This is a genomic window from Kitasatospora sp. NPDC088346, assembly GCF_044740765.1.
Lineage (GTDB): Bacteria > Actinomycetota > Actinomycetes > Streptomycetales > Streptomycetaceae > Kitasatospora.
Genome location: NZ_JBIURH010000013.1, coordinates 58,858 through 85,718 on the forward strand (window position 1 = coordinate 58,858; position 26,861 = coordinate 85,718).

At 75.9% G+C, this 26,861-nt stretch carries 29 protein-coding genes and 1 pseudogene; 20 read left to right on the top strand and 10 right to left on the bottom strand.

Going from position 1 to position 26,861, the window contains the following annotated elements; all coding sequences use genetic code 11:
• The first annotated feature begins 18 nt into the window (after positions 1 to 18).
• Entirely contained in the window at positions 19 to 930 is a 912-nt protein-coding gene (gene ligD / locus ACIOFR_RS19195; RefSeq protein WP_400998883.1) for a non-homologous end-joining DNA ligase, read from the top strand.
• 6 nt (positions 931 to 936) lie between these two features.
• Here the strand turns inward: ligD and ACIOFR_RS19200 are convergent, their stop codons facing one another.
• A complete protein-coding gene (locus ACIOFR_RS19200) occupies positions 937 to 1,440 on the bottom strand; it encodes a YfbM family protein (protein WP_400998607.1) in 504 nt (167 codons plus the stop codon).
• 147 nt (positions 1,441 to 1,587) lie between these two features.
• Here ACIOFR_RS19200 and ACIOFR_RS19205 point away from each other — a divergent pair, with 147 nt between their 5' ends.
• Positions 1,588 to 1,785, top strand: a complete 198-nt coding sequence (locus ACIOFR_RS19205; RefSeq protein WP_400998610.1) for a YegP family protein — start codon at positions 1,588 to 1,590, stop codon at positions 1,783 to 1,785.
• Between the two features lie 266 nt (positions 1,786 to 2,051).
• Here the strand turns inward: ACIOFR_RS19205 and ACIOFR_RS19210 are convergent, their stop codons facing one another.
• Positions 2,052 to 2,531 carry a hypothetical protein gene (locus ACIOFR_RS19210; protein ID WP_400998613.1) on the bottom strand — a complete coding sequence of 160 codons (480 nt, stop codon included), beginning with the start codon at positions 2,529 to 2,531 and terminating at the stop codon, positions 2,052 to 2,054.
• A gap of 44 nt (positions 2,532 to 2,575) precedes the next feature.
• Positions 2,576 to 2,962 carry a DUF488 domain-containing protein gene (locus ACIOFR_RS19215; RefSeq protein ID WP_400998614.1) on the bottom strand — a complete coding sequence of 129 codons (387 nt, stop codon included), beginning with the start codon at positions 2,960 to 2,962 and terminating at the stop codon, positions 2,576 to 2,578.
• Positions 2,963 to 3,074: 112 nt separating this feature from the next.
• Here ACIOFR_RS19215 and ACIOFR_RS19220 point away from each other — a divergent pair, with 112 nt between their 5' ends.
• The 4 genes from ACIOFR_RS19220 to ACIOFR_RS19235 all read left to right on the top strand — a co-directional run bounded on the left by ACIOFR_RS19220 (position 3,075) and on the right by ACIOFR_RS19235 (position 6,793).
• On the top strand, positions 3,075 to 4,157 hold the full coding sequence (locus ACIOFR_RS19220; protein WP_400998616.1) for an NUDIX hydrolase: 1,083 nt from the start codon (positions 3,075 to 3,077) through the stop codon (positions 4,155 to 4,157).
• A 170-nt stretch (positions 4,158 to 4,327) separates the two neighbouring features.
• Complete coding sequence (locus ACIOFR_RS19225) at positions 4,328 to 4,708, top strand: DUF6188 family protein (RefSeq protein WP_400998619.1); 381 nt, start codon at positions 4,328 to 4,330, stop codon at positions 4,706 to 4,708.
• Positions 4,709 to 5,091: 383 nt separating this feature from the next.
• Positions 5,092 to 5,388 (top strand): DUF4193 domain-containing protein, encoded by a 297-nt coding sequence (locus tag ACIOFR_RS19230; protein WP_371494842.1) that lies wholly within the window; start codon positions 5,092 to 5,094, stop codon positions 5,386 to 5,388.
• 232 nt (positions 5,389 to 5,620) lie between these two features.
• A complete protein-coding gene (locus ACIOFR_RS19235) occupies positions 5,621 to 6,793 on the top strand; it encodes a DUF5685 family protein (protein WP_400998622.1) in 1,173 nt (390 codons plus the stop codon).
• 38 nt (positions 6,794 to 6,831) lie between these two features.
• On the opposite strand, the gene ACIOFR_RS19240 is transcribed toward ACIOFR_RS19235, so the two are convergent.
• Both ACIOFR_RS19240 and ACIOFR_RS19245 read right to left on the bottom strand, forming a co-directional pair.
• Positions 6,832 to 7,026 (bottom strand): hypothetical protein, encoded by a 195-nt coding sequence (locus ACIOFR_RS19240; RefSeq protein WP_400998624.1) that lies wholly within the window; start codon positions 7,024 to 7,026, stop codon positions 6,832 to 6,834.
• Positions 7,027 to 7,103: 77 nt separating this feature from the next.
• Positions 7,104 to 7,679 (bottom strand): TetR/AcrR family transcriptional regulator, encoded by a 576-nt coding sequence (locus ACIOFR_RS19245; protein WP_400998627.1) that lies wholly within the window; start codon positions 7,677 to 7,679, stop codon positions 7,104 to 7,106.
• Between the two features lie 212 nt (positions 7,680 to 7,891).
• On the opposite strand from ACIOFR_RS19245, the gene ACIOFR_RS19250 reads away from it, so the two are divergent.
• The 5 genes from ACIOFR_RS19250 to ACIOFR_RS19270 all read left to right on the top strand — a co-directional run bounded on the left by ACIOFR_RS19250 (position 7,892) and on the right by ACIOFR_RS19270 (position 11,577).
• Positions 7,892 to 8,653 carry an SDR family NAD(P)-dependent oxidoreductase gene (locus tag ACIOFR_RS19250; RefSeq protein WP_400998629.1) on the top strand — a complete coding sequence of 254 codons (762 nt, stop codon included), beginning with the start codon at positions 7,892 to 7,894 and terminating at the stop codon, positions 8,651 to 8,653.
• Positions 8,654 to 8,833: 180 nt separating this feature from the next.
• Positions 8,834 to 9,517, top strand: coding sequence for a hypothetical protein (locus ACIOFR_RS19255; protein ID WP_400998631.1), 684 nt, complete (start codon positions 8,834 to 8,836; stop codon positions 9,515 to 9,517).
• Between the two features lie 100 nt (positions 9,518 to 9,617).
• A complete protein-coding gene (locus ACIOFR_RS19260; protein ID WP_400998634.1) occupies positions 9,618 to 9,881 on the top strand; it encodes a hypothetical protein in 264 nt (87 codons plus the stop codon).
• A gap of 134 nt (positions 9,882 to 10,015) precedes the next feature.
• Positions 10,016 to 10,423, top strand: a complete 408-nt coding sequence (locus ACIOFR_RS19265) for a YciI family protein (RefSeq protein WP_400998637.1) — start codon at positions 10,016 to 10,018, stop codon at positions 10,421 to 10,423.
• 8 nt (positions 10,424 to 10,431) lie between these two features.
• Positions 10,432 to 11,577 (top strand): RNA polymerase sigma factor, encoded by a 1,146-nt coding sequence (locus ACIOFR_RS19270; RefSeq protein ID WP_400998885.1) that lies wholly within the window; start codon positions 10,432 to 10,434, stop codon positions 11,575 to 11,577.
• A gap of 46 nt (positions 11,578 to 11,623) precedes the next feature.
• Here ACIOFR_RS19270 and ACIOFR_RS19275 read toward each other — a convergent pair whose 3' ends face one another.
• The 3 genes from ACIOFR_RS19275 to ACIOFR_RS19285 form a co-directional block, all read right to left on the bottom strand.
• Positions 11,624 to 12,799, bottom strand: a complete 1,176-nt coding sequence (locus ACIOFR_RS19275; RefSeq protein WP_400998638.1) for an XdhC family protein — start codon at positions 12,797 to 12,799, stop codon at positions 11,624 to 11,626.
• A gap of 4 nt (positions 12,800 to 12,803) precedes the next feature.
• Entirely contained in the window at positions 12,804 to 13,523 is a 720-nt protein-coding gene (locus tag ACIOFR_RS19280; RefSeq protein WP_400998640.1) for an SRPBCC family protein, read from the bottom strand.
• A 111-nt stretch (positions 13,524 to 13,634) separates the two neighbouring features.
• Entirely contained in the window at positions 13,635 to 14,708 is a 1,074-nt protein-coding gene (locus ACIOFR_RS19285) for a LysR family transcriptional regulator (RefSeq protein WP_400998642.1), read from the bottom strand.
• A 218-nt stretch (positions 14,709 to 14,926) separates the two neighbouring features.
• Here ACIOFR_RS19285 and ACIOFR_RS19290 point away from each other — a divergent pair, with 218 nt between their 5' ends.
• The 9 genes and pseudogenes from ACIOFR_RS19290 (at position 14,927) to ACIOFR_RS19330 (ending at position 23,734) form a co-directional block, all read left to right on the top strand.
• The gene (locus ACIOFR_RS19290; RefSeq protein WP_400998644.1) at positions 14,927 to 15,829 is read left to right on the top strand and encodes an FAD binding domain-containing protein; all 903 of its coding nucleotides are present in this window, start codon (positions 14,927 to 14,929) and stop codon (positions 15,827 to 15,829) included.
• A 2-nt stretch (positions 15,830 to 15,831) separates the two neighbouring features.
• The gene (locus tag ACIOFR_RS19295; RefSeq protein WP_400998646.1) at positions 15,832 to 16,326 is read left to right on the top strand and encodes a (2Fe-2S)-binding protein; all 495 of its coding nucleotides are present in this window, start codon (positions 15,832 to 15,834) and stop codon (positions 16,324 to 16,326) included.
• The gene (locus ACIOFR_RS19300) at positions 16,323 to 18,713 is read left to right on the top strand and encodes an aerobic carbon-monoxide dehydrogenase large subunit (RefSeq protein ID WP_400998649.1); all 2,391 of its coding nucleotides are present in this window, start codon (positions 16,323 to 16,325) and stop codon (positions 18,711 to 18,713) included. The genes ACIOFR_RS19295 and ACIOFR_RS19300 overlap by 4 nt, the downstream gene beginning before the upstream one ends.
• A 74-nt stretch (positions 18,714 to 18,787) precedes the next feature.
• Positions 18,788 to 18,886 (top strand): annotated as a pseudogene (locus tag ACIOFR_RS19305) (XdhC family protein); the annotation flags it as partial.
• Positions 18,887 to 19,112: 226 nt separating this feature from the next.
• Positions 19,113 to 19,763, top strand: coding sequence for an XdhC family protein (locus ACIOFR_RS19310; protein WP_400998652.1), 651 nt, complete (start codon positions 19,113 to 19,115; stop codon positions 19,761 to 19,763).
• Between the two features lie 47 nt (positions 19,764 to 19,810).
• Positions 19,811 to 20,746, top strand: coding sequence for an AAA family ATPase (locus ACIOFR_RS19315; RefSeq protein ID WP_400998655.1), 936 nt, complete (start codon positions 19,811 to 19,813; stop codon positions 20,744 to 20,746).
• Entirely contained in the window at positions 20,739 to 21,935 is a 1,197-nt protein-coding gene (locus ACIOFR_RS19320; RefSeq protein WP_400998658.1) for a VWA domain-containing protein, read from the top strand. Before ACIOFR_RS19315 ends, ACIOFR_RS19320 begins: the two co-directional genes overlap by 8 nt.
• Positions 21,936 to 22,150: 215 nt before the next feature.
• Positions 22,151 to 22,744 carry a class I SAM-dependent methyltransferase gene (locus tag ACIOFR_RS19325; protein WP_400998888.1) on the top strand — a complete coding sequence of 198 codons (594 nt, stop codon included), beginning with the start codon at positions 22,151 to 22,153 and terminating at the stop codon, positions 22,742 to 22,744.
• A gap of 90 nt (positions 22,745 to 22,834) precedes the next feature.
• Entirely contained in the window at positions 22,835 to 23,734 is a 900-nt protein-coding gene (locus ACIOFR_RS19330) for an oxygenase MpaB family protein (RefSeq protein ID WP_400998661.1), read from the top strand.
• A gap of 59 nt (positions 23,735 to 23,793) precedes the next feature.
• On the opposite strand, the gene ACIOFR_RS19335 is transcribed toward ACIOFR_RS19330, so the two are convergent.
• Together ACIOFR_RS19335 and fxsT are read right to left on the bottom strand one after the other, a co-directional pair.
• Entirely contained in the window at positions 23,794 to 24,147 is a 354-nt protein-coding gene (locus ACIOFR_RS19335) for a hypothetical protein (protein ID WP_400998664.1), read from the bottom strand.
• Between the two features lie 79 nt (positions 24,148 to 24,226).
• On the bottom strand, positions 24,227 to 26,803 hold the full coding sequence (gene fxsT, locus ACIOFR_RS19340) for an FxSxx-COOH system tetratricopeptide repeat protein (protein WP_400998667.1): 2,577 nt from the start codon (positions 26,801 to 26,803) through the stop codon (positions 24,227 to 24,229).
• Between the last annotated feature and the right edge of the window lie 58 nt (positions 26,804 to 26,861).

The following is a 26,861-nucleotide window of genomic DNA, read 5'->3' on the forward strand; positions in this document are numbered from 1 at the left end:
GCGGTGGAGATCCACCCGATGCTGGCCACCGCGAGCGGCCGGCGCGAGTTCGACGGCGGCTGGCTGCTGGAGCGCAAGCTCGACGGCATCCGGGCGCTCGCCCGGCGGGACGCGTCCGGGGTACGGCTGTACTCCCGCACCGGCAAACCGCTGGGCGAGCGCTACCCGGAGCTGGTGGCGGCGCTCGCCGCGCAGCCCGTCCCGGAGTTCACCGTGGACGGCGAGATCGTCGCGCTCGCCGGCGGGGCCACCAGCTTCGCCCGGCTCCAGCAGCGGATGCAGCTGCGCGACCCACGGGCCGCCGTCGCCGCCGGGGTCGAGGTGACGTACTTCCTCTTCGACCTGCTCCACCTGCTCGGTCACGACACCACCGGCCTGCCGCTGACCGACCGCAAGGCGCTGCTGCGCGAGTCGGTGGTCTACGGCGACCGGCTGCGGTTCACCGAGCACCGCCGCGCGGACGGCCCGGTCCCGCTCGCCGAGGCCTGTGCCCAGGGCTGGGAGGGCCTGATCGCCAAACGGGCCGACAGCCGCTACCGGCCGGGGCGCGCGGCCGACTGGCTGAAGCTCAAGTGCGAGACCGGGCAGGAACTGGTCGTCGGCGGCTGGACCGACCCGGCGGGCAGTCGGGTCGGCTTCGGTGCGCTGCTGCTCGGCTACCACGAGGGCGGACTGCTGCGGTACGCCGGGAAGGTCGGCACGGGCTTCGACACGCGCACCCTGCTGGCCCTGCGGTCCGCCCTGGACGGGCTGGCCCGGCCCGACAGCCCGTTCGGCGAGCCCGTCCCGGAGCGGCGACCGCACTGGGTGACGCCCCACCTGGTGGTGCAGGTCGGCTTCACCGAGTGGACCAGGGACGGGCGGCTGCGCCAGCCCCGGTACCTCGGGCTGCGCACGGACCGGCCGGCCGGCGAGGTCGTACGGGAGTGAGACCGGTCAGGCGATCCACGTGACGACCGTGTCACCGTCGCGGGCCGCCGCCCGGAAGAACGGCACCAGGGCCCGGTAGTGGTCGACGACGTAGCCCAGCCACTCCGTCTCCTCCTCGGAGATCCGCGGGTACAGCCCGGCCCCCGCCAGCTCCGCCATGGTGACGTCGCGGACCAGGTCGACGCCGGACAGGGCCGCCATCGCGTCGGCCGCGGTGCGGACCTGCGCCGGGGTCAGGTGGCGGGGCGGGCCGTACCCCCAGTCCTCGGCCTCGGGGAGGTCCGCCCCGCCGTGCACGACGTCCAGCGGGAAGCCGGTCCGGCGCAGCAGGAACGCCAGCGTGTCCCAGGCCCGGTCGATGCTCAGGAAGCGGCACCGGGCGGTGTCGGTGCGGTGCTCCGGCTCGGCGTCGGCCAACTCCTCGACGTACTCCTCGGCCCAGGCCGGGTCGGCGACCGCGCGGTCGAACTCGGCAGGGGTCAGACGCACGTACTCGCCCATCATGCTCATGGCCGGGAACGGTAGGCGGTGGCACTGACAGCGGCGGGACCGGGGCGCGCCCGTCACTCGGACGACCGGTCCGGCATGCCGCACGGGGAGTGCCGCCCTACCGTGCGTCAGGAGGGGGACCGACCGACCGAGAGGTGTGAGATCCCTATGGCAGGGAAGTTCGAGATCTACCAGGACGCCGCGGGCAACCACCGGTTCCGGCTCAAGGCGAGCAATGGCTCCGTGGTGGTGACCAGCGACCCCGAGGAGTCGCTCGAGCAGTGCATGAAGAGCATCGAGTCGATCCGGAAGCTGGCGCCGTACGCGCAGGTCCAGGAGGTCCCGGAGGCCCAGGCGATGGCCTGAGCACCCCACACGCCCAGCGTGACCACGACGGGCCGGCCACCCTCGCGGGGCCGGCCCGCAGGCGTCCCCGAACGACCGGGAACCTTGCATGGGATCTCCGCGAAAGCCTCACAGCGGGCACCTGTCGACCGCCACAGTGCCGTGCGTAGGGTCCATGACACGTCGCGTGAGAAGCACGGGACACCAGAGGCGATCCGGAAAGCTCATATGGACCACGGCATCCCGCTGAACTACTGCGTCCCGTGCCGACGGCACCTGAACGGCGCCTACTCCTGCCCCGGCTGTGGAGCGGCCGCGAGCGCCGCCGTACCGCTGCCGCAGGCCGAGCCGGCCAGCGCGCCGCGGGCGGCCGGCCGGGCCAGGCGGCGCACCGGGCGAGGGCGCCGGATGGTCCTGATCACGGCCGCCGGCCTGGTGATCGGCGGTGCCGGGGTGGTGGCGCTGGCCGCACCGCAGGACGGCGGGCCGGCCGCCCGGCCCGCGAGCACCCCGGGGGCCGACGAACACCCGGTGGTGGTGATCCCCTCGATGTCGGTGGCCCCGACCTCGGCGGCGCCGAGCCCGACCGGTCCGTCCAGGGCCGGGCGCAGCCCCAAGCCCGGTGGTTCCGCGTCCGGCGCGTCCTCGGCGCCCGTCTCCGCCACCCGTTCGAGCGAGGCCCCCGCGCCCGTGACCCCGGCGCCGACCGGCAGCAGGCCCAGCCCGGGGCCGTCCAGCCCGGCGCCGTCGCCCTCGCCGACCTGCAAGCCGTTCCTGTTCTGGTGCACCTGAGGCGTGCGCCCCGCCGGCCTCACGGCGAGCTCGCAGCGGAACCGGGACCGGGCCCCGGGCGTTCGAGCAGTTCGGCCAGGACGGTCAGGTGGCTCAGCGCGACGTCCCGGGTGGCCGTCAGCAGGGTGAGCGGCCCGGCGGCGGCCAGCGCGCGCAGCCGCTCCAGCGCCCGGGCCCCTGCCGGCTCGGCCAGTTCGGCCAGGTAGCGGGCGCGGAACTCCTCGTACCTGGCCGGCTCGTGGCCGTACCAGCGCCGCAGCTCGCTGCTCGGGGCGACCTCGCGCAGCCACTCGTCGAAGGCGGCCGCGTCCTTGCGCAGCCCGCGCGGCCAGAGCCGGTCGGCCAGCACCCGGCGGCCTTCACCGGGTGCCGGTTCCTGGTAGATCCTGCGCAGTTGGACGGTCATCGGCACTCCCTCGGACGCGCGTGCCGACATCCTCGCGCGGCCGGGCCGCAACCGTGGGCATCCGGCGCGGTGTCCTGCATGCTGTTCACGACGGCGAGGCACGGGGGGCGCGATGACGGGGTATCCGGAGGCCGGTGGCGAGGGGCGCGAACTGCTCGCCGCGGCCGGGGTGCTGTTCACCGACCGGCAGGGGCGGGTGCTGGTGGTGCGGGTCTCGTACGCGGCCGAGCACCCCGTCGAGGTGCCGGGCGGCGGCTGGGAGGACCAGGACGACTCGCCGCGGCGCACCGCCGTCCGCGAGATCGAGGAGGAGCTCGGGATCACCCCCCGGCTGGGCGCGCTGGCCTGCCTGGACTGGTCGCTCGACCGCGACCGCCCGCCGATCGCGGCCTTCCTCTACTGGGCGGAGCCGCTCACCGATGCCGAGCTCGACGTCCTGCGGCTGGAGGAGGGGGAACTCGGCTGGTACGGCTACCTGACGCCCGAGCAGGCCGCCTCCGCCCTGCCGCCGCTGCTGTCCCGGCGGGTCACGGCCTGTCTCCGGGCGCCGCGTTCGGCCGGGCCGCTGGAGCTTGCGGTCGGCCGTCCGGTCGGGCACACCGCGGCCCGGTACACGGCCGTGCCGCCGGCGCCGTACACCGGGCCGGCCGGCCTGCCGCCCCTGCACACCGAGCGGCCGGCGCCGCCCCCGCCGATGGACCGCGCGACCTACCTCGCCACCCGGCCGCGGATCCGGGCGAAGGCACGGATGCTGTTCACCGACGAGCAGGGCCGGATCCTGCTGGTCCGGCTGCAGCCGCGCCCCGGCGAGCGGCCGTACTGGGTCCTGCCCGGCGGCGGGGTCGAGGCCGACCGGGAGCTGCCGCGGGAGGCGGCCCGCCGGGAGATCCACGAGGAACTCGGCTGGGAGCGCGAACCCGGGCGGCTGCTGGCGCTCGACTGGGAGGCACCGGACCCCCGGCGGCCGGGCGACCGGCCCCGGCTGGTGCACGTCTTCGACGGCGGCACGGTGACGCCCGGGCAGCTCGCCACCGCGCGGCTGCCGGAGGGCGAGGTGGTGGAGGCCCGGCTGTTCACGGCGGACGAGGCCCGCGCGGTGCTCTCGGCGAGCTCCTGGTCGCGGACCGGCGCGGCGCTCGCGGTGCGCGACGGTGACGGCGGGCCGGCCGAGCTGGTCCGGGGCCTCCCGGTCTGACGGGGTGCGGGCCCGGGTGCGGGGGCACGGGCGGGGCCCGGGTGCGGGGGCCCGGGCGGGCGGGCAGACTCGGATCGGCCCCGGTGCGGGAACGGTCAGGGCGCGGGGTCGGTCGGGGCGCCGGGTCCGGGTGCCGGGACGGTGGGACGGTGGGACGGCGGGAGGCGAGCGTGGCGGGACAGATCGAGACCGTGCTGTGCGGGCACCTGGTGGAGAGCGTCGACGGCGGCCACCGGTTGCGGGTCGGGCTCACCGGCGGGCTCGCCGTCACCGTGGAGAACGACTTCCGGCTGACCTCCCCCGGCGACGTGCGGCACTTCTACCCCGGCCTGACGATGGCGCCGGAGGACGGTCTGCGCGCCCTGGTCGGCGCCCGGGTCACGGCCGTGCGGGTCAGTACGGGCGGCGGGCTGGAACTCGACTTCGACACCGGGCGCACCATCGCCGTCCCGCCGGAGCTCGGCCCGGACGGGCCGGCCGAGGCCTGGCGGGTGAGCGGTCCGGACGGGCCGCTGTTCACCTCCGTCCCGGGCGGATACCTGACCGACTGAGTCCTCCGGGCGTCCCCGGACCGCGGGTGCCGGGCACCCGGTCCCGGGTAAATGGTGCCGAAACCGTCCCGACGACGGACAATGCACGGCATGACGACATCCTCCCCGGCTCCGCGACCGGTCCCGGTGACCGGCGCAGCGGCCCGCCGCCGGCTCCTGCGCGGACAACGCCGCAGGTCAGGCATGCGGAGCGGGAGCTTCGGGGTGCCGTGGCGGGGACGCCCGGGCTCGGCGGCCGGCAGCGCGCCGGACGGCCGTCCCCGCGCGGTGTCATCCGAAAAGGTGCGAGAAGCCTGTCGTGGGCCACCCGCGCGGCCCGGACAGGACAGGATGTGCGACGACAAACCCACCACTGTGCAGTACTCGACGGGAAGGTCCCCGTTTTGGCAACCGACTACGACGCGCCGCGCCACAACAGCGACGAATCGGACGAAAGCATCGAAGAACTCAAGAGCCGGCGCAACGACAAGTCGACCGGCTCGGTCGACGCCGACTTCGAGGCCGTGGAAGGCCTCGAACTCCCCGGCGCCGACCTCTCCGGCGAGGAGCTGACCGTCCAGGTGCTGCCGGAGCAGCAGGACGAGTTCACCTGCTCGAGCTGCTTCATGGTCCACCATCGCAGCCAGCTCGCGGGCAAGGACAAGAACGGCCGCCCCATCTGCAAGGAGTGCGCCTCCTGACCGTACGGCCCGCCGGGCCGGCCGAACGCCGGGCCCGGCCGCCGTCCTGAGTCATCTCCGGCCTGCCGACGGGCCGTTGGAAGGGGTCATGGCCAGCCGTCCCGGCCATGACCCCCCGGCCCCCGCCGTACGCGGCGCGGGCGGCCGTGCCGCAGCGGTACCGGCCACGCCCGGCGCCCCCTACGATGAGTGATCGACTGCGGCCGGGCGGCCGCGGCCCATGGGGGGAACCGTGTTCGGAATCATCAGGCCCTGCCGGCACCGGCTGTCGGAACGGCTGCGGGTCGACTGGCTCGCCCACCTCTGCGGTCTGTGTCTGGCCCTGCGCGACGACCACGGGCAGCTAGCCCGCACCGCGACCAACTACGACGGCCTGATCATCTCGGTCCTGGTCGAGGCCCAGCGCGAGAGCGTCCCCGGCCCGGACGGGTCCGCCGCCGGCCGCCGCAAGGCCGGCCCGTGCCCGCTGCGCGGGATGCGCGGCGCGGAGGTCGCCGACGGCGAGGGGGCCCGGCTCGCCGCCGCCGTGTCGCTGGCCCTGGCCTCGGTGAAGATGCGCGACCACGTCCAGGACGGCGACGGCGCGTTCGCCCGACGGCCGGTCGCGGCCGGGGCGCGGGCGGTCGCCCGCCGGTGGGACCGACAGAGCGCGGGCAGCGGCTCGGTGGTCGGCTTCGACACCGGCGTCCTGCTCACTGCGGCGGCCCGGCAGGGGCGGTTGGAACGGGACGCCGTCGCGGGCAGCTCGGTGCTGCGGGTCACCGAACCGACCGAGAGTGCGACCGCCGCGGCGTTCGCGCACACCGCCGTGCTGGCCGGGCGGCCGGCCAACGCCGCCGCGCTGGCCGAGGCGGGCCGGCTGTTCGGGCGCCTCGCCCATCTGCTGGACGCCGCCGAGGACCAGGAACGGGACGCCGCCGACGGCGCCTGGAACCCGCTCACCGCGACCGGCACCGACCGGGCCGAGGCGGAACGGCTGTGCCGGGACGCCGTACAGGGGATCCGACTGGCCCTCCAGGACGTGGAGTTCACCGACCGCGCGCTGGCCCACCTGCTGCTCGCCCACGAGACCGGCAACGCCGTCGACCGGGTCTTCGGCCACGGCGCCGGCTGCGCGCAGTCCGTACCCGCGGCGCAGGGCTCGGTCGTCGACCGGCCGCCGACCGAGGAACCACCCCGCAAGAGCCCGCGCGGCGCGCTGGCCGGCTGCGCGGTGTGGGGACTGATGGCCTGCACGTGCCAACTGGCCTGCTGCGAGCACGACGACCCGTTCAGCAGGGAGCGACGGGACGGCTGGTGTCAGCGCAACTGCGACTGCATAGGCGACAGTTGCAACTGCGCGTGCGACGGATGCAGCGGCTGCGACGGGTGCGACTGCGACTGCTGCTGCCCCTGCGACTGCTGACCGACGGGGGCCGGCGCCGGCACGGCCCGTCGGCGCCCTCAGTCGCCGCCGCCGTCGTTCCGGTTCAGCCGCCGGCGGCGGCGCCGGTCCGAACCGCGCACCAGCTCGCCGGCGGCGAGGGTCACGGCTGCCACGACGCGGACCCAGCGGGGCCCGCCGCGGTCCGCCCACACCACGCACACGCACCCGCCCACGGCGAGCGCCAGGACACCGATCAGCACCAGGCCCGTCATCGTTCCCCCTTGCGGTCGTTCGCATCGGACCCGAACGATCCTCCCACACCACGCCGGGCGGCGCCGCGGACGGACCGTCAGGACCGGCCGGTGCTCAGACCGTCGAGGGTGAGGTCGAGAAGGCGTTCGGCCTGCTCGCGCTGGTCCGGCCGGCCGGAGGCGAGGGCGATGCCGGTGAGGGCGGCGAACATGTCGGTGGCGGTGATGTCGGAACGCACGGTGCCGGCCTCGACTCCGGCGGCCAGCAGGGCGGTCAGGGCGGCCAGCATCATCTCGTGGCTCTGCGCGTAGGGGTTGACGCCGGACTCGACGAGGGCGCGCAGGGCGTCGGCCATGCCGAGTTTGGCGGTCGCGTAGTCGATGAAGCGGCCCATCCAGGCGCGCAGGGCCTCCCGCGGGGCGAGGGCGGCCATCAGATCGGGGGCGGCGTCGCACAGCCGGCTCAGCTCGTTGCGGTAGGCGGCCTCGATGAGCACCTCCCGGGTGGGGAAGTTGCGGTAGAGCGTGCCGGAGCCGACGCCGGCCTCCTTGGCGATGCGTTCGAGGTGTGCGTCCAGCCCGTCCTCGGCGAACACCCGCACGGCCGCGGAGAGGATCTTGTCCCGGTTGCGCTGCGCGTCGGCCCTCAGCGGACGCCCCGTCTCACGGGTCATCGGCGGTCTCCTGTCGTCCCGGGTTGCTAAGTGGAGACGCCCCCACTTACAGTTCAGGAACTGGAGGCGCCTCCACTTACCACTGTAGGGCATGGCGCCCGCATCCGGCGCGTCCGCATGCCCGCGCACCCCCTCGTACCCGCGCACGCCCCCACGTCGTTCGGCCACGGCCGGCGGCGCCGGGAAGCGTCCCGCTCCCCAGGAGGAGAACCATGAACCGTCAGCTCGAAGGCAAGGTCGCCGTCATCACCGGCGGCGCATCCGGCGTCGGCCTGGGCATCGCCCAGGAGTTCGTCGCCCACGGCGCCCACGTCGTCATCACCGACCTGTCGCAGGAGGCACTGGACACGGCGGTCGAGGCGATCGGGCCGAACTGCTCGGGGATCGTCGCCGACGTCACCAGGCTCGCCGACATGCAGTCCGCCTACCGGCAGGTCCAGGAGCGCCACGGGCGGCTCGACGCGGTCGTGGCCAACGCCGGGATCGGCGCGCACGCCCCGCTCGACGCGATCACCGAGGAGCAGTTCGACCGCACCTTCGACGTCAACGCCAAGGGCGTCCTGTTCACCGTCCAGCCCGCGCTGGCGCTACTGCCGCCCGGCGGAACGGTCGTGGTCATCGGCTCCACCGCGTCCATCCAGCCGCCGCGCGGGATGAGCCTGTACGGCGGCTCGAAGGCCGCCGTGCGCAACTTCGTGCGGGCCTGGATCCAGGACGTCAAGGGGTCGGGCGTCCGGATGAACATCCTCAGCCCCGGCGCGGTCGACACCGCCTCCCTGCGCAGCGCCCTCGCGATGGCGCAGGGCGCCGACCAGGTCGACGCCGCCGTCCGGACCATGGGCGAGGGCAACCCGACCGGACGGATCGCCGATCCCCGTGAGATGGGCCGGGCCGCGGTCTTCCTGTGCAGCGACGCCTCCAGCTTCATCACCGGCGTCGAGCTCTTCGCGGACGGCGGCATGGCCCAGGTGTGAGGACCCGGACGTGAGGACCCGGACGGGAGACGCGGGCGTCCGGCGCCCGGCCCGGCGCCCTCGCGCCCGTCGTCCGGAGCACTACCATGGTGCGGACGGCGCAGGGGAGTTGGCCTCGGGCCGGAGATCATCCGGTCCGCCGCTCCTCCGGCGGCCCGGTCGGGGAACGAGAGGACCACCGTGCAGGATCCGTCGCAGCAGCCGGCACCGCCACCCGCCGTCCCGCCGGCGGGCTCCCCGGCACCGGCCGGTGCCGGCACCTCCCACGCCAAGCTCTGGGCGACGGGGGCCGCCGTGGTGAGCGCGGCCGCCGGCGTGGCGACCGCCTTCGCCGCCTTCTCGGGCGGCTCGTCGCCGGCACCCGTCCCGCCGTCCTCCTCGGTGACCGTCACGGCCCGGCCGCAGGGGCTGCCCGAGGCGACCGCGCCGTCGGGCCAGGGCCCGGGAGGCGCCGGGGCGGCGAGCCCGAGCGCCGGGACGGGCGCGGTGTCCGTCCGGTGGGCCGGCCGGATGCTGATCGGGCTGGAGGGCATCGACCTGGAGCAGACGCCGCCGCGCAAGGGCTCCACCTCCGGCCTCGGCTTCTCGCCCAACGTCGGGCGCAACGGGTCCAGCTCGATGGAGGTCAAGGGCACCGTCGCCCAGTGGACGGCGGCGGAGGCGCCCACCGCGCAGGGCTGCAAGGACCTGCTCGCCACCCAGTCGCGCCGGTCGGTGATCGTGGGGAAGGGCGACCGGGTGTGCCTGCTCGACGAGCACTCCCCGATCGCCGCGCTGACGGTCACCGGGACCTTCTACGACCAGGGCTCGTACGGCCTGGTCGAAGGCGACCTGACCGTCTGGAACCTCCGCCCGGACCGCTGAGCCACCGGCGCGGCCCGCTCGGGCGGCTCCTCCTCGCCGTCGGCCCGCCCTGGTGGGACGCTGGAGGGTGTCCGGTCCGGCCTGGCGAGCAGGAGGAGTCATGGCGGAACAACTGCACGTGCACACGTCCCCGGGTGAGCTGCGCGGTGCGCTCGCGGAGGGGCAGGCCGCGTACGACCGGCTGATGGCGGCCGAACGTCCGGACCCCGACCGGCTGGTCGACCTCCGGCACCACCTCCGCGAGCTGCACGCGGAGGCCGAGCAGGAACACCTGGACGAGCCGCACGGCCGCGCGGAGCGGATCCACTGCCGCTGCACGGGTGCCACCCGGCAGGCCGAGTGGATCATCGAGCACGCCCGCTGATCCCGGCCGCTGCGGGCACGACCCACGAAGAAGAACGGAAAGAGCTCGGCGCCGATGTCGAGAACCCGTGGCCGGCTCCGTCCCCGGGGTGGCAGCGGCCACCACGGGTCGCACCGGCACCGAGGAGAGACACGATGGCCAAGTACCTGCTTCTCAAGCACTACCGCGGCGCCCCGGCGGCGGTCAACGACGTGCCCATGGACCGCTGGACGCCCGAGGAGATCTCGGCGCACATGCAGTACATGAACGACTTCGCGGCCCGGCTCGAAGGGAGTGGCGAGTTCGTCGACGGTCAGGCGCTCGCCCCCGAGGGGACCTTCGTCCGGTACGACGGCGAGGGGCGCCCGCCCGTCACCGACGGCCCGTTCGCCGAGACCAAGGACCTCATCGCCGGCTGGATGGTGATCGACGTCGACAGCTACCAGCGCGCCGTCGAGCTGGCCGGGGAGCTGTCGGCCGCCCCCGGGGCGGGCGGGAAGCCGATCCACGAGTGGCTGGAGCTGCGCCCGTTCCTGGGCACGCCGCCCACCGTCACGGAGTGACCTCCCCGGTGAACGAGGCCCGGCTCCGGAGCCTCACCCCGGGCGTGCTCGGGATCCTCGTCCGCCGCGGAGCCGACTTCGCGGCGGCCGAGGACGCCGTGCAGGAGGCACTCGTCGAGGCGCTCCGGGTCTGGCCCGCCGACCCGCCACGGGACCCGAAGGGCTGGCTGGTCACGGTGGCCTGGCGCCGGTTCCTCGACGCGGCCCGGGCGGACGCCGCCCGCCGCCGCCGCGAGGACCTCCTCGACGAGCAGCCCGAGCCCGGCCCGGCGCCCGCCGTGGACGACACGCTCCAGCTCTACTTCCTGTGCGCCCACCCGTCGTTGACGCCGTCCTCGGCGGTGGCGCTGACGCTGCGCGCCGTCGGCGGGCTGACCACCCGCCAGATCGCCCAGGCCTACCTGGTGCCCGAGGCGACCATGGCGCAGCGGATCAGCCGGGCCAAGCGCACCGTCTCCGGTGTGCGGTTCGACCGGCCCGGTGACGTCGCGACCGTACTGCGGGTGCTCTACCTGGTGTTCAACGAGGGCTACTCGGGTAACGTCGACCTGGTCGCCGAGGCGATCCGGCTGACCCGGCAGCTGGCGGCCCGGGTCGACCACCCGGAGGTGGCGGGACTGCTCGCGCTCATGCTGCTGCACCACTCCCGCCGTGCCGGACGGACCGCACCGGACGGCAGCCTGGTGCCGCTCGCCGAGCAGGACCGCGGCCGGTGGGACACCGCGGCGATCACCGAGGGCGTCGCGATCCTCCAGGCCGCCCTCGCCCGCGACCGGCTGGGCGAGTTCCAGGCCCAGGCAGCCATCGCGGCGCTGCACGCCGACGCACCGACCGCCGAGGAGACCGACTGGGTGCAGATCGTCGAGTGGTACGACGAACTGGTGCGGCTGACCGGCAGCCCGGTCGTCCGGCTCAACCGCGCGGTGGCCGTCGGCGAGGCGGACGGGCCGCGGGCCGGGCTGGCGGCGCTCGCGGCGCTGGACGCCGGCCTGCCCCGGCACACGGCGGTGGCGGCGCACCTGCACGAGCGCGACGGCGACCCGGTGACGGCGGCCCGGCTGTACGCCGAGGCGGCCCTCGCCGCGTCCGACCTCGCCGAGCGCGACCACCTGACCCGCCGGGCCGCCCGGCTCAACGCCCGCCTGCACCGCTGACGGGCCGCGGCCGGGCCGTCGGCGGCGGGCGGGTCGCGGGGGGTGCTCAGGTCGCGGGGGCGGCCGGGCTCCCGGCGCCGGAGCGTTCGTCGGGCGATCCGGCGGTGTGGATCGGGCCCTCGGTGGCGGTCAGCCGGCGGCCGGTGCCGCCCCAGCGGGCGGCGATGACCTCGGCGAGGATGGAGACGGCGGTCTCCTGCGGGGTGCGGGCGCCGAGGTCGAGTCCGGCCGGGGCCGCGAGGCGGGCCAACTCCTCGTCGTCCAGGCCGGCTTCGCGCAGCCGTACGAGCCGGTCCAGGTGAGTGCGGCGGGAGCCGAGCGCGCCGACGTAGGCGAGCCGGGGCAGGCGCAGCGCGGTGGCCAGCAGCGGGACGTCGAACTTGGGGTCGTGGGTCAGCACGGCCACCACCGTCCGGTCGTCGAGCCGGCCCGCCGCCGCCTCCTCGGCCAGGTACTCGTGCGGCCAGCGCACCAGGACCTCGTCGGCGTGCGGGAAGCGGGCCGCGGTGGCGAACACCGGACGGGCGTCGCAGACCGTGACCCGGTAGCCGAGGTAGCCGCCCAGCTCGGCGACGGCGGCGGCGAAGTCGAGGGCGCCGCAGACCAGCAGCCGGGGCGCCGGGACGTACGAGCCGACGAACACCGAGAGGTCCGCGCCCTCGCGCCGGCCCGTCCGGGCGTAGTGGGTGAGCGCGCTCGTCCCGTGGTCGAGCAGGCCGCGGGCGTCCACGGTCACCGTGCCGTCCAGGGCGGCGGAGCCGAGCGTGCCGGCGGTGCGGTCCGGCCAGACCACCAGCCGGCGGCCGAGCGAGCCCGCCCCGGATTCCGGGCCGGCGACGACGGTGGCGGTCGCGACCGGCTCGCCGGCGGTCACCGAGGCCACCACGGCGGGGAGTTCGGGGAAGGTCCGGCGGGACACCGGTTCGACGAAGACCTCGATGGTGCCGCCGCAGCTCAGCCCGACCTCGAAGGCGTTCTGGTCGCTCACCCCGTACCGGCGCAGCACCGGGCGGCCGGTGGCGCGGGCCTCGCGGGCCTCCTCGTAGACGTCGGCCTCGACGCAGCCGCCGGACACGCTGCCGACCACCGTGCCGGAGTCGGACACCGCCATCGCGGCGCCGGTCGGGCGCGGGGCGCTGCGGAAGGTGCTGACCACGGTGGCGAGCCCGAAGCCCTCACCGGCCAGGTACCACGGGTAGACCTCGTCCAGGACGTCGCGCACGGTGTCACCCGCAGCGGCGGCAGCAGCACCGGCAGGGGTGCGGGGCGGTGTGCCGGGCCCTTCGCAGCCCCAGCACCAGCGCGATGACGGCCAGCGTCCCGACGGCGGCCGGGAGCAGCCGTCTGAGCAGCGGGCCGCGGGCGGCGTCGAGCAGGTCGAGCGGCTCGTCGTCGACGGCGGCAGCTTCCCGCGTCGGTCCGGGCCGCTCGGGCTGCCGGGGTGGCTGGGGCTGCCCGGTCTGCCGGGGCTGCTCGGCCTGCCGGGGTTCCTCGGGCGGGTGGTCCGCGGCCGAGTGCTGCTCCAGGCAGTCCACGAACCTCCCGAGCAGCTTCCTGCTGATCTCCTCGATCACCCCCTGGCCGAACTGGGCCGCCTTGCCGGTGATGCTGAGCCGGGTGTGCGCCGTCACCCGGGTGCCGTCGCCGTCCGGTGCGAGGCGGGCGGTGATGTGCGCCTCGGCGTTGCCCTGGCCCCGGGTGTCCTGGCCGGAGGCCTTCAGCCGGACGGTGTGCGCGGCGTCGTCGCGCTCCTCGAACACGGCCACGCCCCTGTAGACGATGGTGACCGGCCCGACCTTGACCTTGACCGTCCCGCGGTAGCGCTCCTCCTCGACGGAGGTGAGCTGCGCGCCCGGCATGCAGGGCGCCAGCCGCGGGATGTCGGTGAACAGCTCCCAGGCCGCCCCGATCGGCAGGCTCACGCGGAACTCGTGGGTGAACTCCATGCGGCCGGGCCTCCTCGCACGGACCGCCGGCGATCCCGCCGTCGGCACGGCGGTGGTGATCGTCGACGTGTCCTTCCAGGATCGCTCAGGAGCGGCGCACGCGCTCGCGGGTCAGCTCCACAGGCTCACGTGCACGGTGGGGTGGAAGTGGGCGCCCGGCACCCCGGTGGTCCGGCTCAGCAGGCTCCGCAGCGCGGCGGGCGTGGTCACGAAGCGGCAGAGCGCGGAGGCGGTCGGCGAGCGCCGGTCGCCACGCAGCGCGCTGACCCGCAGGACGCCGTCGACCGGGGTGCCGGGGATCTCCAGCACGGTGAGGGCGCCGCGCCGCAGCTCGTCGCGGACCAGGTGGAGCAGGGCCAGCGAGATCCCGTCGCCCGCCGCGACCGCGTTGAGCGCCGCCGCGGTGCTGGGGAAGAACGAGGCGCAGCCGTCGCCGACACCGTGCCGGGCCAGGAAGGCGCCACCCGGTGTGTCCGGGTCCAGCTGCCCCGGGCCGAGCAGCCAGTGTTCGCGCGGCAGCCGGCTGACCGGCAGGCGCAGCGGGCCGTCGCCGGCCCGGTCGAGGCCGGCTCCGGCGTGCCGGGGCGAGGCGACGACGACCAGCCGGAACCGCAGGAACGGGATGTGTTCGACGGCGTCGGCCGCGAGGTCCGGACGGCCTGCGGGGTCCGGGCCCGCCGCGGGCGCGGCGGTGTCGGCGGGTGCGGGGGTGTCGGCGGGTGCGGGGGTGTCGGCGGGCGCGGGGGCCGGGCCGATCGCGACGTCCGCCCGGCGGTCCAGCAGCAGTTCCGTGAGGACCTCGGCGGGGACGGCGAGGGTGCTGGGGTCCACCTCCGGCTGCCGGCGGACGAAGGCCTCCAGCAGCGGCGGCACGATCAGCTCCGCGCTCGGTTCGGTGGCCGCGACCCGCAGGAAGGAGGTCTGCGTGGCCGCCTCGCGGACCCTCCGGCGGGTCTCCTCGGCCAGTCCCACGATCTCCGCCGCGCCCGCGGCCAGCCGTCGCCCGCCCGGGGTGAGGGCGATCCCGCCGGCGGCCCGGACGAACAGCTGGTCGCCGAGTTCGCGCCGCAGGGCCGCCACCGCTCCGGACACCGCGGGCTCGCTGACCCGCAGGGAGAGCGCCGCGGCCTTGACCGATCCCAGCCGCGCCACCGCGACGAAGGCTCTGAGCTGCGTGAGGGTCATCGCCGCCTCCTGCGGTCGCCCGCCGGCCGCGCCGTCGCGGGTTCCACAGGGGTCAGCGGCGGGGGCGTCTTAACCATTCCCTTCAGTCGCCGTTGACCCGCTCGGCCGGCGGGGTGACGCTCGGCGTACCGCCGGTTCGCGGGCGTACCGCCGGCCGGTCGGCGGCAGGGCCTTGGCCGTCACCCCGGCTGCGGCCCGTGACCGGTCAGGAGGCTGCCGTGCAGGTTCCCGCGTCATTCGAGTACCGGCGCGCGCGGAGCGTGGACGACGCGCTCGCGCTGCTGGAGCGGTTCGGGGAGGAGGCCCGGGTCATCGCCGGCGGCCACAGCCTGCTGCCGATGATGAAGCTGCGGCTGGCCCGTCCGGAGTTCCTGGTCGACATCAACGACCTGCACGAGCTGGACTACCTGCGGCTGGAGGACGGCGAGGTGCGGATCGGCGCGCTGACCCGGCACCGCAGCCTGCTGGAGTCGGACCTGCTCGGCCGACACTTCCCGATCTTCCACGATGCCGAGCGGGTGATCGCCGACCCGCCGGTGCGCAACCGCGGCACCATCGGCGGCTCGCTCTGCCAGGCCGATCCGGCGGAGGACCTCTCCGCGGTGTGCGCCGCCGTGCGGGCGGTGGCCGTGGTGCTCGGGCCGGGCGGGCGGCGCACGGTGCCGATCGAGGACTTCTACCTCGGCCCGTACGAGACGGCCGTCGGTGCCGGCGAGATGCTGGTGGAGATCCGGGTGCCGGTGCGGCCGGGCGCGGGCAGCGCCTACCGGAAGGTCGAGCGCAAGTCCGGGGACTGGGCGGTCGCGGCGGCGGGCGCCGCGCTGTCGCTGACGGGCGGGCGGATCGGCTGGGCCGGGATCGGGCTGGCCGCGGTCGGGACGTCGCTGGTCGGCTACCGGCGGGCCGAACAGGCGCTGGTGGGCCGGGAGCCGACCGAGCAGGTCTTCCGCGAGGCCGGGCGGATCGCGGCCGAGGACTGCGATCCGCAGACCGACGGCCGGGGCAGCGCCGAGTACAAGCGCCACCTGGCCGGCGAACTCACCCGGCGGGCCCTGCTGGTGGCCGCCGAACGGGCCGACCGGGCGCCGCGGGCGGCCCGGTCCGACACGGAGGAGGGGTGACGATGGAGGTCACCGTCAACGTCAACGGCGAGGACCGGACCGCCGAGGTGGAGGCCCGGCACCTGCTGGTGCGCTTCCTGCGGGACGACCTCGGCCTCACCGGCACGCACTGGGGCTGCGACACCAGCAACTGCGGCACCTGCGTGGTGCTGTTCGACGGCGAGCCGGTCAAGAGCTGCACCGTGCTGACCGCGATGGCCGCCGGGCACCGGGTCCGCACGGTGGAGGACCTGGAGGGGGCCGACGGGCTCGACCCGGTCCAGCAGGGGTTCATCGAGGAGCACGGCCTGCAGTGCGGATTCTGCACGCCGGGCATGATGCTCACCGCGCGGGCGCTGCTGGACCGCAACCCCGACCCGTCCGAGCAGGAGATCCGCGAGGCGATCTCCGGCCAGCTCTGCCGCTGCACCGGCTACCTGAACATCGTGCGCGCCGTCCGGTGGGCGGCGCGGCATCCGGCGGCCGAGGCCGCCCCGACCGCGGGGAGCACACCGTGAGCACCACCCAGGAGACCGCACCGCAGACCGGCCGGGAGCCCGAGGAGCGTCCGGCCGAGCGGCCGATCGGGTACGGGCGGCTGCACCGCAAGGAGGACCCGCGGTTCGTGCGCGGCCGGGGCCACTACGTCGACGACGTGCAGTTGCCCGGCATGTTGCACGGCGCGGTGCTGCGCAGCCCGTTCGCGCACGCGCGGATCGTCTCGATCGACACCTCGGCCGCCGAGTCGCATCCCAGGGTCCGGGCGGTGGTGACGGGCGCGACGCTGGAGGGCCTCGGCCTGGCCTGGATGCCCACCCTGTCGATGGACACCCAGGCGGTGCTGGCCACCGACAAGGTGCGCTTCCAGGGGCAGGAGGTGGCGTTCGTGGTGGCCGAGGACCACTACGCGGCCCGGGACGCGATCGAGCTGATCGACGTCGAGTACGAGCCGCTGCCGCCGGTGATCGACGCCCGGCGCGCGCTGGACGCCGGCGCCCCGGTGATCCGCGACGACCAGGAGGGCCGGACCGACAACCACATCTTCGACTGGGAGGCGGGCGACCGTGCCGCCACCGACGAGGTGTTCGCCCGCGCCGAGGTGGTGGTCGCCCAGGACATGCTGTACCCGCGGGTGCACCCCGCGCCGCTGGAGACCTGCGGCTGCGTGGCCGACATGGACCCGGTCGACGGCAAGCTGACGCTCTGGGCCACCACCCAGGCGCCGCACGCCCACCGCACGCTGTACGCGATGGTGGCGGGCCTGCCGGAGCACAAGATCCGGGTGATCTCCCCGGACATCGGCGGCGGGTTCGGCAACAAGGTCGGCATCTACCCGGGGTACGTGTGCGCGGTGGTGGGTTCGATCCTCACCCGCAGGCCGGTGAAGTGGGTGGAGGACCGCTCGGAGAACCTGACGAGCACCTCGTTCGCCCGCGACTACCACATGCACGGTGAGATCGCCGCGACCCGCGACGGCCGGATCCTCGGCGTGCGCGTCAAGGTCCTCGCCGACCACGGCGCGTTCAACGCGACCGCCCAGCCGACCAAGTACCCGGCCGGGTTCTTCCAGATCTTCACCGGCTCGTACGACATCGAGGCGGCGCACTGCGCGGTCACCGGCGTCTACACCAACAAGGCGCCCGGCGGGGTGGCGTACGCCTGCTCGTTCCGGGTCACCGAGGCGGTCTACCTGATCGAGCGGATGGTCGACTGCCTGGCCGACGAACTCGGGGCCGACCCGGCCGAGTTGAGGATGCAGAACCTGCTGCGCCCGGAACAGTTCCCGTACCGGAACAAGACCGGCTGGGAGTACGACTCGGGCGACTACCCGGCCTGCCTGCGCAAGGCGCTGGACCTGGCCGGCTACCAGGAGCTGCGCCGCGAGCAGGCGCAGCGGCGGGCCCGCGGCGAACTGATGGGCATCGGGCTGGCGTTCTTCACCGAGACGGTCGGCGCCGGCCCCCGCAAGGACATGGACATCCTCGGCCTCGGCATGGCCGACGGCTGCGAGCTGCGGGTCCACCCGACCGGGAAGGCGGTCGTGCGCCTGAGCGTGCAGAGCCAGGGGCAGGGCCACGAGACGACGTTCGCCCAGATCGTCGCCGAGGAGCTGGGCATCCCGCCGGAGGACATCGAGGTGGTGCACGGCGACACCGACCAGACCCCGTTCGGGCTCGGCACCTACGGCAGCCGCTCGACGCCGGTCTCCGGCGCGGCGGCGGCGGTGGTCGCGCGCAAGGTGCGCGACAAGGCGCGGATCATCGCCGGCGCGATGCTGGAGGTGGCCCCCGACGACCTGGAGTGGGAGAAGGGCCGCTGGTTCGTGAAGGGCGACCCCACCGCGACCAGGACGATCCAGGAGATCGCGCTCGCCGCCCACGGGTCCCTGCCCGAGGGCGTGGAGGGCCACCTGGAGGCCACCACGGTCTACAACCCGCCCAACCTGACGTACCCGTACGGCGCGTACGTGTGCGTGGTGGACGTCGACGCCGGCACCGGCGAGGTCACGGTGCGGCGGTTCGTCGCGGTCGACGACTGCGGCACCCGGATCAACCCGATGATCATCGAGGGGCAGGTGCACGGCGGCCTCGCCGACGGGGTCGGCATGGCGCTGATGGAGATCATCAGCTTCGACGAGGACGGCAACTGCCTCTCCGGGTCCTTCATGGACTACCTGCTGCCGACCGCGCTGGAGACCCCGGCCTGGGAGCTGGACCACACCGTCACACCCTCGCCGCACCACCCGATCGGCGCCAAGGGCATCGGCGAGTCCGCGACGGTCGGCTCACCCCCCGCCGTGGTCAACGCGGTGCTGGACGCCATCGGGGTCCGGCACGCCGACATGCCGCTCACCCCCGGGCGGGTCTGGCAGGCCATGCACGGCGGCGTGGAGGCCCCCCGGTGAGTACGGGCACCGCCCTGGAACAGCGGATCGCCGAGCTGACGGAACGTCAGACACCTTTCGTCAAGGCGACCGTGGTGCGCGCGCTGCACCCCACCAGCGCACACCCCGGGGACACCGCGCTGGTGCTGGAGGACGGCCGGATCGAGGGCTTCGTCGGCGGCGTCTGCGCCGAGTCCACCGTGCGGGTGCAGGCGCTGCGGGTGCTGCGCAGCGGGGAGTCGCTGGTGCTGCGGATCGTGCCGCAGGGCGACGGCGGGGCCGCTCCGGCCGAGACCGCCGCCGGGCCGGGGGCGGACGCCCGGGAGGGGACCCTGCTGGTGGCCAACCCCTGCCTGTCCGGCGGGGAGTTGGAAGTCTTCCTGGAGCCGCACCGCCCGGCACCGGTGGTCCTGGTGCTCGGTGACACCCCCATCGGTCGCAGCCTGCTGGCCCCTGGGCGAGGGCCTGGGGTACGAGCTGCGGGCCGTCCGGCCCGAAGAGGTCCCGACGGCCCCGCGGGATCCCTCGCCCGGGTCCTGGCGGCAGGCACTCGCCGGGGTCGCGGCCGTGGTGGTCGCCTCGCACGGCCGCGACGAGGAGGCGCTGCTGACCGCCGCCGCCCGCGCCGGGGTCCCGTACGTCGCGCTGGTCGCCAGCGGGCGGCGCGGGACGGCGGTGCTGGCCGGACTGGAGCTCGACACCGAGGAGCGCGAGCGGATCCACACCCCGGCGGGCCTGTGGATCGGCGCCCGGACGCCCGGGGAGATCGCGGTGTCGATCCTGGCCGAGCTGGTGGCCTCGCGGCACGCCGTCGCGGTGCACAGCGAAGCCGTGCCGGTGGTACCGGACAGCGCGTCCGACGCGGCTGCGGCCGGGGTTGGGGCCGGGGCCGGCGAGCCGGAGGCCGGACCGCGTACCGCCGTCGACCCGGTCTGCGGGATGACGGTGGCCGTCGTCCCGGACACCGTGTCCTCGGACGTCGGCGGGCACCGCCACTGGTTCTGCTCCGACGGCTGCCGGGACCGCTTCGAGTCCGCCGCCCGGGTCGGTCCCGGCCAACCGGCGCCGTGACCGGGGAGGCACCGTGACCGGGGAGCCGTCGTGAGCGAGGAGCCGTCGTGAGCCAAGGCATCCCGCCGTCACCGGACGAGGCCGCCCGCCGGGCCGTCGCGCTCGCCGCGCCCGACCCGCCGACCCTGCGCGCAGCCCTGGACGCCACCGGCTACCTCACCGACACCGGCCTGAGCACCGCGCTCTACCTCGCCCTGCGGCTGCCCCAGCCGCTGCTGCTGGAAGGTGAGCCCGGCGTCGGCAAGACCGAGGCCGCCCGGGCCCTCGCCACCGTGCTGGGCAGCCCGCTGATCCGGTTGCAGTGCTACGACGGTCTGGACGCCGCGGAGGCGCTCTACGAGTGGAACTACCCGCGCCAGCTGCTCAGCATCCGGCTCGCGGAGAGCCGGGGGACGGCGCTGGAGGAGGCCGACCTGTTCACCGACGCCTTCCTGCTGCGCCGCCCGGTGCTCGCCGCGCTGACCCACCCCGGGCCGACCCCCGCCGTCCTGCTGATCGACGAGATCGACCGGGCCGACGACGACTTCGAGGCCTTCCTGCTGGAGGTGCTCGCGGAGGCCGGCGTCACCATCCCCGAACTGGGCACCGTCCGCGCCGCCGTCACGCCACTGGTCATCCTCACCTCCAACCGGACCCGCGACCTGCACGACGCCCTCAAACGCCGCTGCCTCTACCACTGGATCGACTACCCCGGCACCGAGCGGGTGATCGAGATCGTCCGCCGCCGTGTCCCCGGCACCGCGCCCTCGCTCGCGGCCGAGGTGGCGGCGGCCGTACGGCGCCTGCGCACCCTGGAGGTCCAGAAGCCGCCCGGGATCGCCGAGAGCATCGACTGGGTCTCCGCGCTCACCCTGCTCGGCGTCGAGCGGCTGGACCCGGACTCGGCCGGGCGCACCCTCGGCGTGCTGCTCAAGTACCGGGAGGACCACGACCTGGTCAGGGACCGCGGCCTGGCCTGGCTGGCCGGTGCGCCCGATGGGTGAACCGCTCGACCAGGCCGCGTTCGCCGCCCGCTTCGGCGCGGCGCTGCACCGGGCGGGCCTGCCGGTCACCCCGGAACGCTCGGCGCGGTTCCTCGACGCGCTGCGCCTGCTGCCGCCGGTGGACCGGCCGACGCTGTACTGGACGGCCCGGCTGGTGTTCGTCACCGGGCGGGCGCAGCTGGAGACCTTCGACCGGGTCTTCGGCCTGGTCTTCGGCGGGGCGGGCGACCCGGCCGACCACCGGGGCTCCCCCGGCAACCCGCCGCTGCCCGGCCTGGAACCCGGCCCGCCCGCCCCGGCCGGCGCGGCACCGTCGCCGGCGCGGCCCTCCGCCGCCCGGCTGCCCGGCGGCGACCTGCGTCCGGAGGCCACCGGCGGCGGTTCCGAGCGCCCGGCCGCTACCGGCACCCAGCGGTTGACCGGCAGCGCCGCCGAGTCGCTCGCGCACCAGGACTTCGGCCGGTTCGGCCCCGGCGAGCTGGCGGAGCTGGACCGCCTGCTCGCCGGCCTCACGATCAGGGTGCCGCTGCGCCGTACCCGGCGCCGGGAGGCCGATCCGGGCGGCCGCCGCATCGATCTGCGGCGGAGCCTGCGGCGCAGTCTGCGGACCGGCGGGGAGGCCGTCCGGCTGGCCCGCTCGCACGGCCGGCTCCGGCGCCGGCCGCTGGTGCTGCTGTGCGACATCTCCGGGTCGATGGAGCCGTACACCCGGGTCTACCTGCAGATCTTCTCCCGGCTCTGCTCGCCGGCGGGCGGCGGACTGGCCGTCGAGATCTTCGTCTTCGCGACCCGGCTGACCCGGCTCACCCCGGCGTTGCGGCACACCACGCCGGACGCCGCCCTGCGGCGGGCCGGGCTCGCCGCGCCCGACTGGTCCGGCGGCACGCTGATCGGCCGGTCGCTGGCGGAGTTCACCAACCGGTTCGGGCGGCGCGGGACGGCCCGCGGAGCGGTGGTGGTGATCTTCTCCGACGGGTGGGAGGGCGAGGACCCCGCCGCGGTGGGCCGCGAGACGGCCCGCCTCCGGCGCCTGGCCCACCGCGTGGTCTGGGTCAACCCGCGCAAGGCGGCCCCCGGGTACGCCCCGCTCGCGGGCGGCATCGCCGCGGCCCTGCCGCACTGCGACGCCTTCGTGAGCGGCCACACGCTCGCGGCGATGACCGAGGTCTTCGACGCCTTCGCCGGGTGAGCGGCCACCGTGGCACCCGTGCGGTCCCCGCGTTGCCGGAACGGCAACAGGACTGGCGTGACCGGGAGTCGGTGGGCGACGGTGAGCCCGTGACCCACGACATCGAGAACGCAGCAGCGGCATCGCGCCCCTCCGACACTCCCCCGGCCGCGGACGGGCGCCCCGACACCGGTCCCCTCGCAGCCGGGTACCTCGGCGACCCCGCCGTACGGGCCGTGTGGGACGACCGGTACGCCGACCGGCAGCAGCTCTGGAGCGGCCGGCCCAACGGCGCCCTCGTCGCCGAGACGGCCGGGCTGGCTCCGGGCCGGGTCCTGGACGTCGGCTGCGGCGAGGGCGCCGACGCCGTCTGGCTGGCCCGCGGCGGCTGGGACGTGACCGGGCTGGAGGTCTCGGGTGTGGCCCTGGAGCGCGCGGCCCGCCACGCCGAGGACGCGGGCCTCGCCGTCCACTGGGTGCACGCCGAACTGACCGGGGCGGGCCTCGCGCCGGGCTCCTTCGACCTGGTCTCCGCGCAGTACCCGGCGCTGCTGCGCACCCCCGACGCGGCGGCCGAGCGGGCGCTGCTGGCGGCCGTCGCCCCCGGTGGCGTCCTGCTGCTCGTGCACCACGCCGGGATGGAGACCCGGGAGGCCGACGACAGCGGCTTCGACCCGGCCGACTACGTGTGGCCGTCGATGGTGACGGCGCTGCTCGACGAGGACTGGGTGGTCGAGGTGGACGAGCAGCGTCCGCGGGTGGCCCCCGACGGCGGCGCGGGCGCCCACCACACCGACGACCTGGTGCTGCGCGCCCGCCGGCTGCGCTGAGACCGCCCGCCCGGCCGGGGCGCGGGGCCGGGGCGCCGGTGCCCGTTCGCGCCGGTCCGGCCGGGGGCGGGCGCCCGTAGCATGGACCCCATGGCGGCTGACCGGCTCCTGCCCGACGGCCGCGACGCCGTACGCGCGTACGAGACCGTACGGGCGCGCGCGGGCGCCGCGCTGTTCGCCCGGATCGCCGGGCCGGACGGCGATGCCGTACGGCGCCGCATCCACGACACCCCGGGGCCGCGCTGGTTCGGACCGGAGCGGCCGGTCCGGCAGGTGCACGGCGACGCGTCGATGTTCGTGGGCGGCCTGCGGGCGCTGCTGCTGCAGTCGCTGCACCCGCTGGCCATGGCGGCGGTCGCGGCACACTCCGACTACCGGGGCGATCCCTGGGGCCGGTTGCAGCGCACCAGCACCTTCCTCGCCGTGACCACCTTCGGCACCTCCGGGGACGCGCGGCGCGCGGTCGACCGGGTCCGGGCCGTGCACCGGCGGGTGCACGGCACGACCGCGGCCGGCGAACCGTACCGGGCGAGCGACCCGCACCTGCTGACCTGGGTCCACGTGACCGAGGTCGACAGCTTCCTGCGCGCCCACCGGCGGTACGGCGCACGGCCGTTGGACGAGGACGGCTACGACGGGTACGTCGCGGACACCGCCCGGGTGGCGACGGCCCTCGGCATCCCGGACCCGCCGCGCGACCAGGCCTCGCTGGCCGCCCGGCTGGCCGCCTACCGGCCCGAGCTCCGCAGCACCCCGCAGGCCCGGGAGGCGGCACGCTTCCTCCTCTACCGGCCCCCCGTGCCGTGGATCGCGCGGCCGCCGTACGCGGTGCTGGCGGCCGGGGCCGTCGCGCTGCTGCCCTGGTGGGCGCGCATGCCGCTGCGGCTGCCCTGGTTCCCCCTCGTCGAGGCCACCGGTGTCCGCCTGGCCACCGACGGGCTGACCCGGACGATCCGCTGGGCCATGACGCCGCCCGCCGCCGCGCGCTGACCGGTCGGCCCGCGCCCTCGGGCCGCGGACCTCGGGCCGCGGACCTCGGGCCGCGGACCTCAGTCGGGGCAGGGCTCCAGGGCCGGCGGTGAGGGGTGCCCGAGGGTGTGCCGGTACTCCTCGACGCGGGCGTAGTCGTACGGCGGGTGTCCGGCGAGGGCGTCGGCCCGGTCGCCGTCCGGGACCTCCCGCCAGCCGGTGAAGTCCGTGGTGCTGTACCAGCCGCAGACCGGCACCCCGTGCGGGTTGAAGCCCCGGTGCCAGCCGGCCGCCACCCCGTCGCGCTGCCCCGGCCCCTCGAAGCCGGGCGGCGGGCTCCCGGCCCACTGCACCCAGAGGATCCCCTCCCCGGAGCGATGTCCGGCGACGTAGTGCTCGTACACCCGCCCGACCTGGAAGAAGTCCTTGGCCATGTCTTCACGGTACGCCCGGACGGCGGCCGGGGGCGGGCGAACGGCGGGTCCCGCACCGGCCGGGCCCGGGACGGCCGGGTCAGAACGGCTGGGGTTCGAGGTCCTGGTCGACCGCCTCCCAGCGGCGGACGGCGTCCGTGCACGGGTGGTGCTCGCCCAGCCGGTCGGCGAGCGCGGCCAGGGCGCGCGCGTGCCGGGCGGTGGCCTCGTCGGTCCGGCCGAGCGCGCGCAGGGTCGCCGCCAGGTTCGCGGCGGCGGTCAGGGTGTCGGGGTGGTCCGGGCCGGACAGCTCGGTCAGGTCCGCGAGGGCGCTCAGGTGCAGGGGCAGGGCGTCGTGGTGGCGTCCCGCGCCGGCCCGGGCGTTGGCGAGGTTGAGCCGCGCCTTGACGGTGAACGGGTGGCGGTCGCCGAGCGCGCCGCCGAGGGCGGCCAGGACGGGCTCCCCGTGCCCGACCGCGCCGACCGGGTCGCCCCCGGCCCGCAGGTGGAGCGCCAGGTTCGCCGCCGCGGCCAGGGTGAACGGGTGGTCCTCGCCGAGCCGGCGGCGGTAGCGCCGGTGGATGTCCGCGGTGAGCGCGCGGGCGGCGGTGTGGTCCCCCACGGCGCCGTGCGCCGCGGCCAGTGCGGCCGCGCAGACCAGCGTCTCCAGGTCGTCCGCGCCGAACCGTTCCAGATAGCGGTCGTGGGCGCCGGCCGCCGTGGCGAGGGCCTCGGCCGGACGTCCGGCCCGGCGCAGCGAGACGGCCGTCGACGCCGCGGTGCGCAGGTGATCCGGCAGGTCGGGGAACGGGAGCGCGTCGAAGTGGGCGGTGGTCTCGGCGAGCAGGACGAGCGAGCCGGCGACGTCGCCGAGGTCGCGGAGGTCCCGGGCGAGGCAGTACTGCGAGGAGAGGGTGTACGGGTGGCGGGGGCCGAGGACCCGGGTGCGTCGCCGGAGGGTGTCACGGTCGAGGTCGAGGGCGGTCCGGCTGTCACCGGCCAGCCGGTGGTCGATCGCCAGGTTGTGGGCCATCGACAGGGTCCGCGGGTCGTCGGGGCCGAGGGTGTCGCGCAGGTGGCGGTGGGTGTCGAGGTCGAGCGCGAGGGCCGTCCGGAACGCGCCGAGCACCCGGTGGTCGGCGCCGACCGAACCGGCGGTCGTCAGGGTGTCGGGGTGGTGGGGGCCGAGGGTTGCGCGCCGGCGCTCCAGCACGTCCTCGTCCAGGGCGAGTGCGTCGTGGTGGCGGCCGAACGAGCGCAGCACGTTCGCGCGCCGGAAGAGCAGGTGCAGGGTCTGCGGGTGGTCCGCCCCCAACTCCCGTGTCCACAGCGGGGCGAGGTCGCCGGACAGGGTCTCGGCGGCGGCGAGCGCGCCGCGCTTCCACAGGTAGCGGACGCGGTCGAGGAGCAGGTGGCGGGCCTCGGGCGCGTGGCACGCCCTGGGGTCGCAGGCACTCAGATGGGGCCAGATCTCGATGAACGCCGGCCAGTTGGCGGGATCGTCGACGTCGGCGCCGGCGGGGCGTGCGCCGGCCAGCACGAGATGGACGTCGTGGGCGGCCGCCCGGTGCTCCTCCTCGGTGAGTGCGGAGCGGATGACGGCCTGGACCAGGCGGTGCAGTTGGACGGTGCGGCGGACGGCGTCCACCCGGGCGAGCGAGTAGCGGCCGATCAGCCGGATCGCGTCGGCCACGGCCAGCGGGTCGCCCGCGGCCGGGTGGTGGCGGGCCAGTGCCGCGGCCGTCGCCTCGCCGTAGAGCAGGCGCATCGCGATGGGTTCCGGGGCCATCAGCGCGCACAGGTGCAGCAGCCGCACGGCGGCGGGCGACTGCTGCCGCAGCCGGGCGATCGAGACGCTCCAGGTCGCGGCGACCGAGGCGGGGTAGTCCACCGGGCGGTCCAGCGAGAGCACCCGGGCGGTCGCCCCGCGGAGCTGGTCCAGGTACGACCCGACGGGCATGCCGGTGGCGGCCAGCCAGGCCGCGGCCACCTCGACGGCGAGCGGCAGGTCGCCGACCGCCTCGGCGACCGCGTCCGCGTCCGCGCCGGTCAGGCCGCCGACCCGGCGGCACAGGTGCGCGACGCTCTCCGCGCGCGAGAACACGGTGACGGGCAGCGCCTCGGCCACCCGGCCCCAGCCGGGGTTGCGCGAGGTCACCAGGACGTGTCCGGCGCCGCCAGGCAGGTAGGGCAGGAGGTCGGCGGGGTCGTCGGCGTTGTCGAAGACCAGCAGCCACCGGGCGACCGGCTCACCCCGGCGCAGCGCGGCGAGGGCGGCGTCCACGGCCTGTCCCACGCCGTCGCCGACCGGGAGGCCCAGGTCACGGGCCAGGTCCGCGAGGGTGGCGGCGATCGCCTCGGGCTGCTCGGCGTCGATCCACCAGACCAGGTCGTACTCGGCCCTGAAGCGGTGCGCGTACTCCAGCGCGATCTGGGTCTTGCCGATGCCGCCGAGCCCGTACAGCGTCCGCGAGCTCGGCAGGACGGCCGCGAACCCGGAGCCCAGCCGCCGGCGCACCTCCTCCAGGACCTGCTGCCGACCGGTGAAGGACGGGTGCCGCGGCGGGGCCTTGAAGTGGACGGGCCGCCGCACGACGGGGGTGGCGTCGACGGCCGGTCCCGCGGACGGCGCCGTACCCGCGTGGAAGTGGATGTCGCGGATGCTGGCGGCGACCACGCCGCCGGTGTTGACGAGGCCGTGCCCGCTGCGGAGGCCGCCACCGGGGGCGGCGGCC

What these genes read in the sequence shown, in the direction of transcription:
- ACIOFR_RS19250 (WP_400998629.1), top strand. Translation starts at nt 7,892, where the DNA reads ATGAACCGTCAGCTCGAAGGCAAGGTCGCCGTCATCACCGGCGGCGCA.
- ACIOFR_RS19215 (WP_400998614.1), bottom strand. Translation starts at nt 2,962, where the DNA reads ATGACCGTCCAACTGCGCAGGATCTACCAGGAACCGGCACCCGGTGAA.
- ACIOFR_RS19220 (WP_400998616.1), top strand. Translation starts at nt 3,075, where the DNA reads ATGACGGGGTATCCGGAGGCCGGTGGCGAGGGGCGCGAACTGCTCGCC.
- ACIOFR_RS19295 (WP_400998646.1), top strand. Translation starts at nt 15,832, where the DNA reads ATGGAGGTCACCGTCAACGTCAACGGCGAGGACCGGACCGCCGAGGTG.
- ACIOFR_RS19285 (WP_400998642.1), bottom strand. Translation starts at nt 14,708, where the DNA reads ATGACCCTCACGCAGCTCAGAGCCTTCGTCGCGGTGGCGCGGCTGGGA.
- ACIOFR_RS19245 (WP_400998627.1), bottom strand. Translation starts at nt 7,679, where the DNA reads ATGACCCGTGAGACGGGGCGTCCGCTGAGGGCCGACGCGCAGCGCAAC.
- ACIOFR_RS19335 (WP_400998664.1), bottom strand. Translation starts at nt 24,147, where the DNA reads ATGGCCAAGGACTTCTTCCAGGTCGGGCGGGTGTACGAGCACTACGTC.
- ACIOFR_RS19240 (WP_400998624.1), bottom strand. Translation starts at nt 7,026, where the DNA reads ATGACGGGCCTGGTGCTGATCGGTGTCCTGGCGCTCGCCGTGGGCGGG.
- ligD (WP_400998883.1), top strand. Translation starts at nt 19, where the DNA reads ATGCTGGCCACCGCGAGCGGCCGGCGCGAGTTCGACGGCGGCTGGCTG.
- ACIOFR_RS19320 (WP_400998658.1), top strand. Translation starts at nt 20,739, where the DNA reads ATGGGTGAACCGCTCGACCAGGCCGCGTTCGCCGCCCGCTTCGGCGCG.
- ACIOFR_RS19205 (WP_400998610.1), top strand. Translation starts at nt 1,588, where the DNA reads ATGGCAGGGAAGTTCGAGATCTACCAGGACGCCGCGGGCAACCACCGG.
- ACIOFR_RS19265 (WP_400998637.1), top strand. Translation starts at nt 10,016, where the DNA reads ATGGCCAAGTACCTGCTTCTCAAGCACTACCGCGGCGCCCCGGCGGCG.
- ACIOFR_RS19330 (WP_400998661.1), top strand. Translation starts at nt 22,835, where the DNA reads ATGGCGGCTGACCGGCTCCTGCCCGACGGCCGCGACGCCGTACGCGCG.
- ACIOFR_RS19200 (WP_400998607.1), bottom strand. Translation starts at nt 1,440, where the DNA reads ATGAGCATGATGGGCGAGTACGTGCGTCTGACCCCTGCCGAGTTCGAC.
- ACIOFR_RS19280 (WP_400998640.1), bottom strand. Translation starts at nt 13,523, where the DNA reads ATGGAGTTCACCCACGAGTTCCGCGTGAGCCTGCCGATCGGGGCGGCC.
- ACIOFR_RS19260 (WP_400998634.1), top strand. Translation starts at nt 9,618, where the DNA reads ATGGCGGAACAACTGCACGTGCACACGTCCCCGGGTGAGCTGCGCGGT.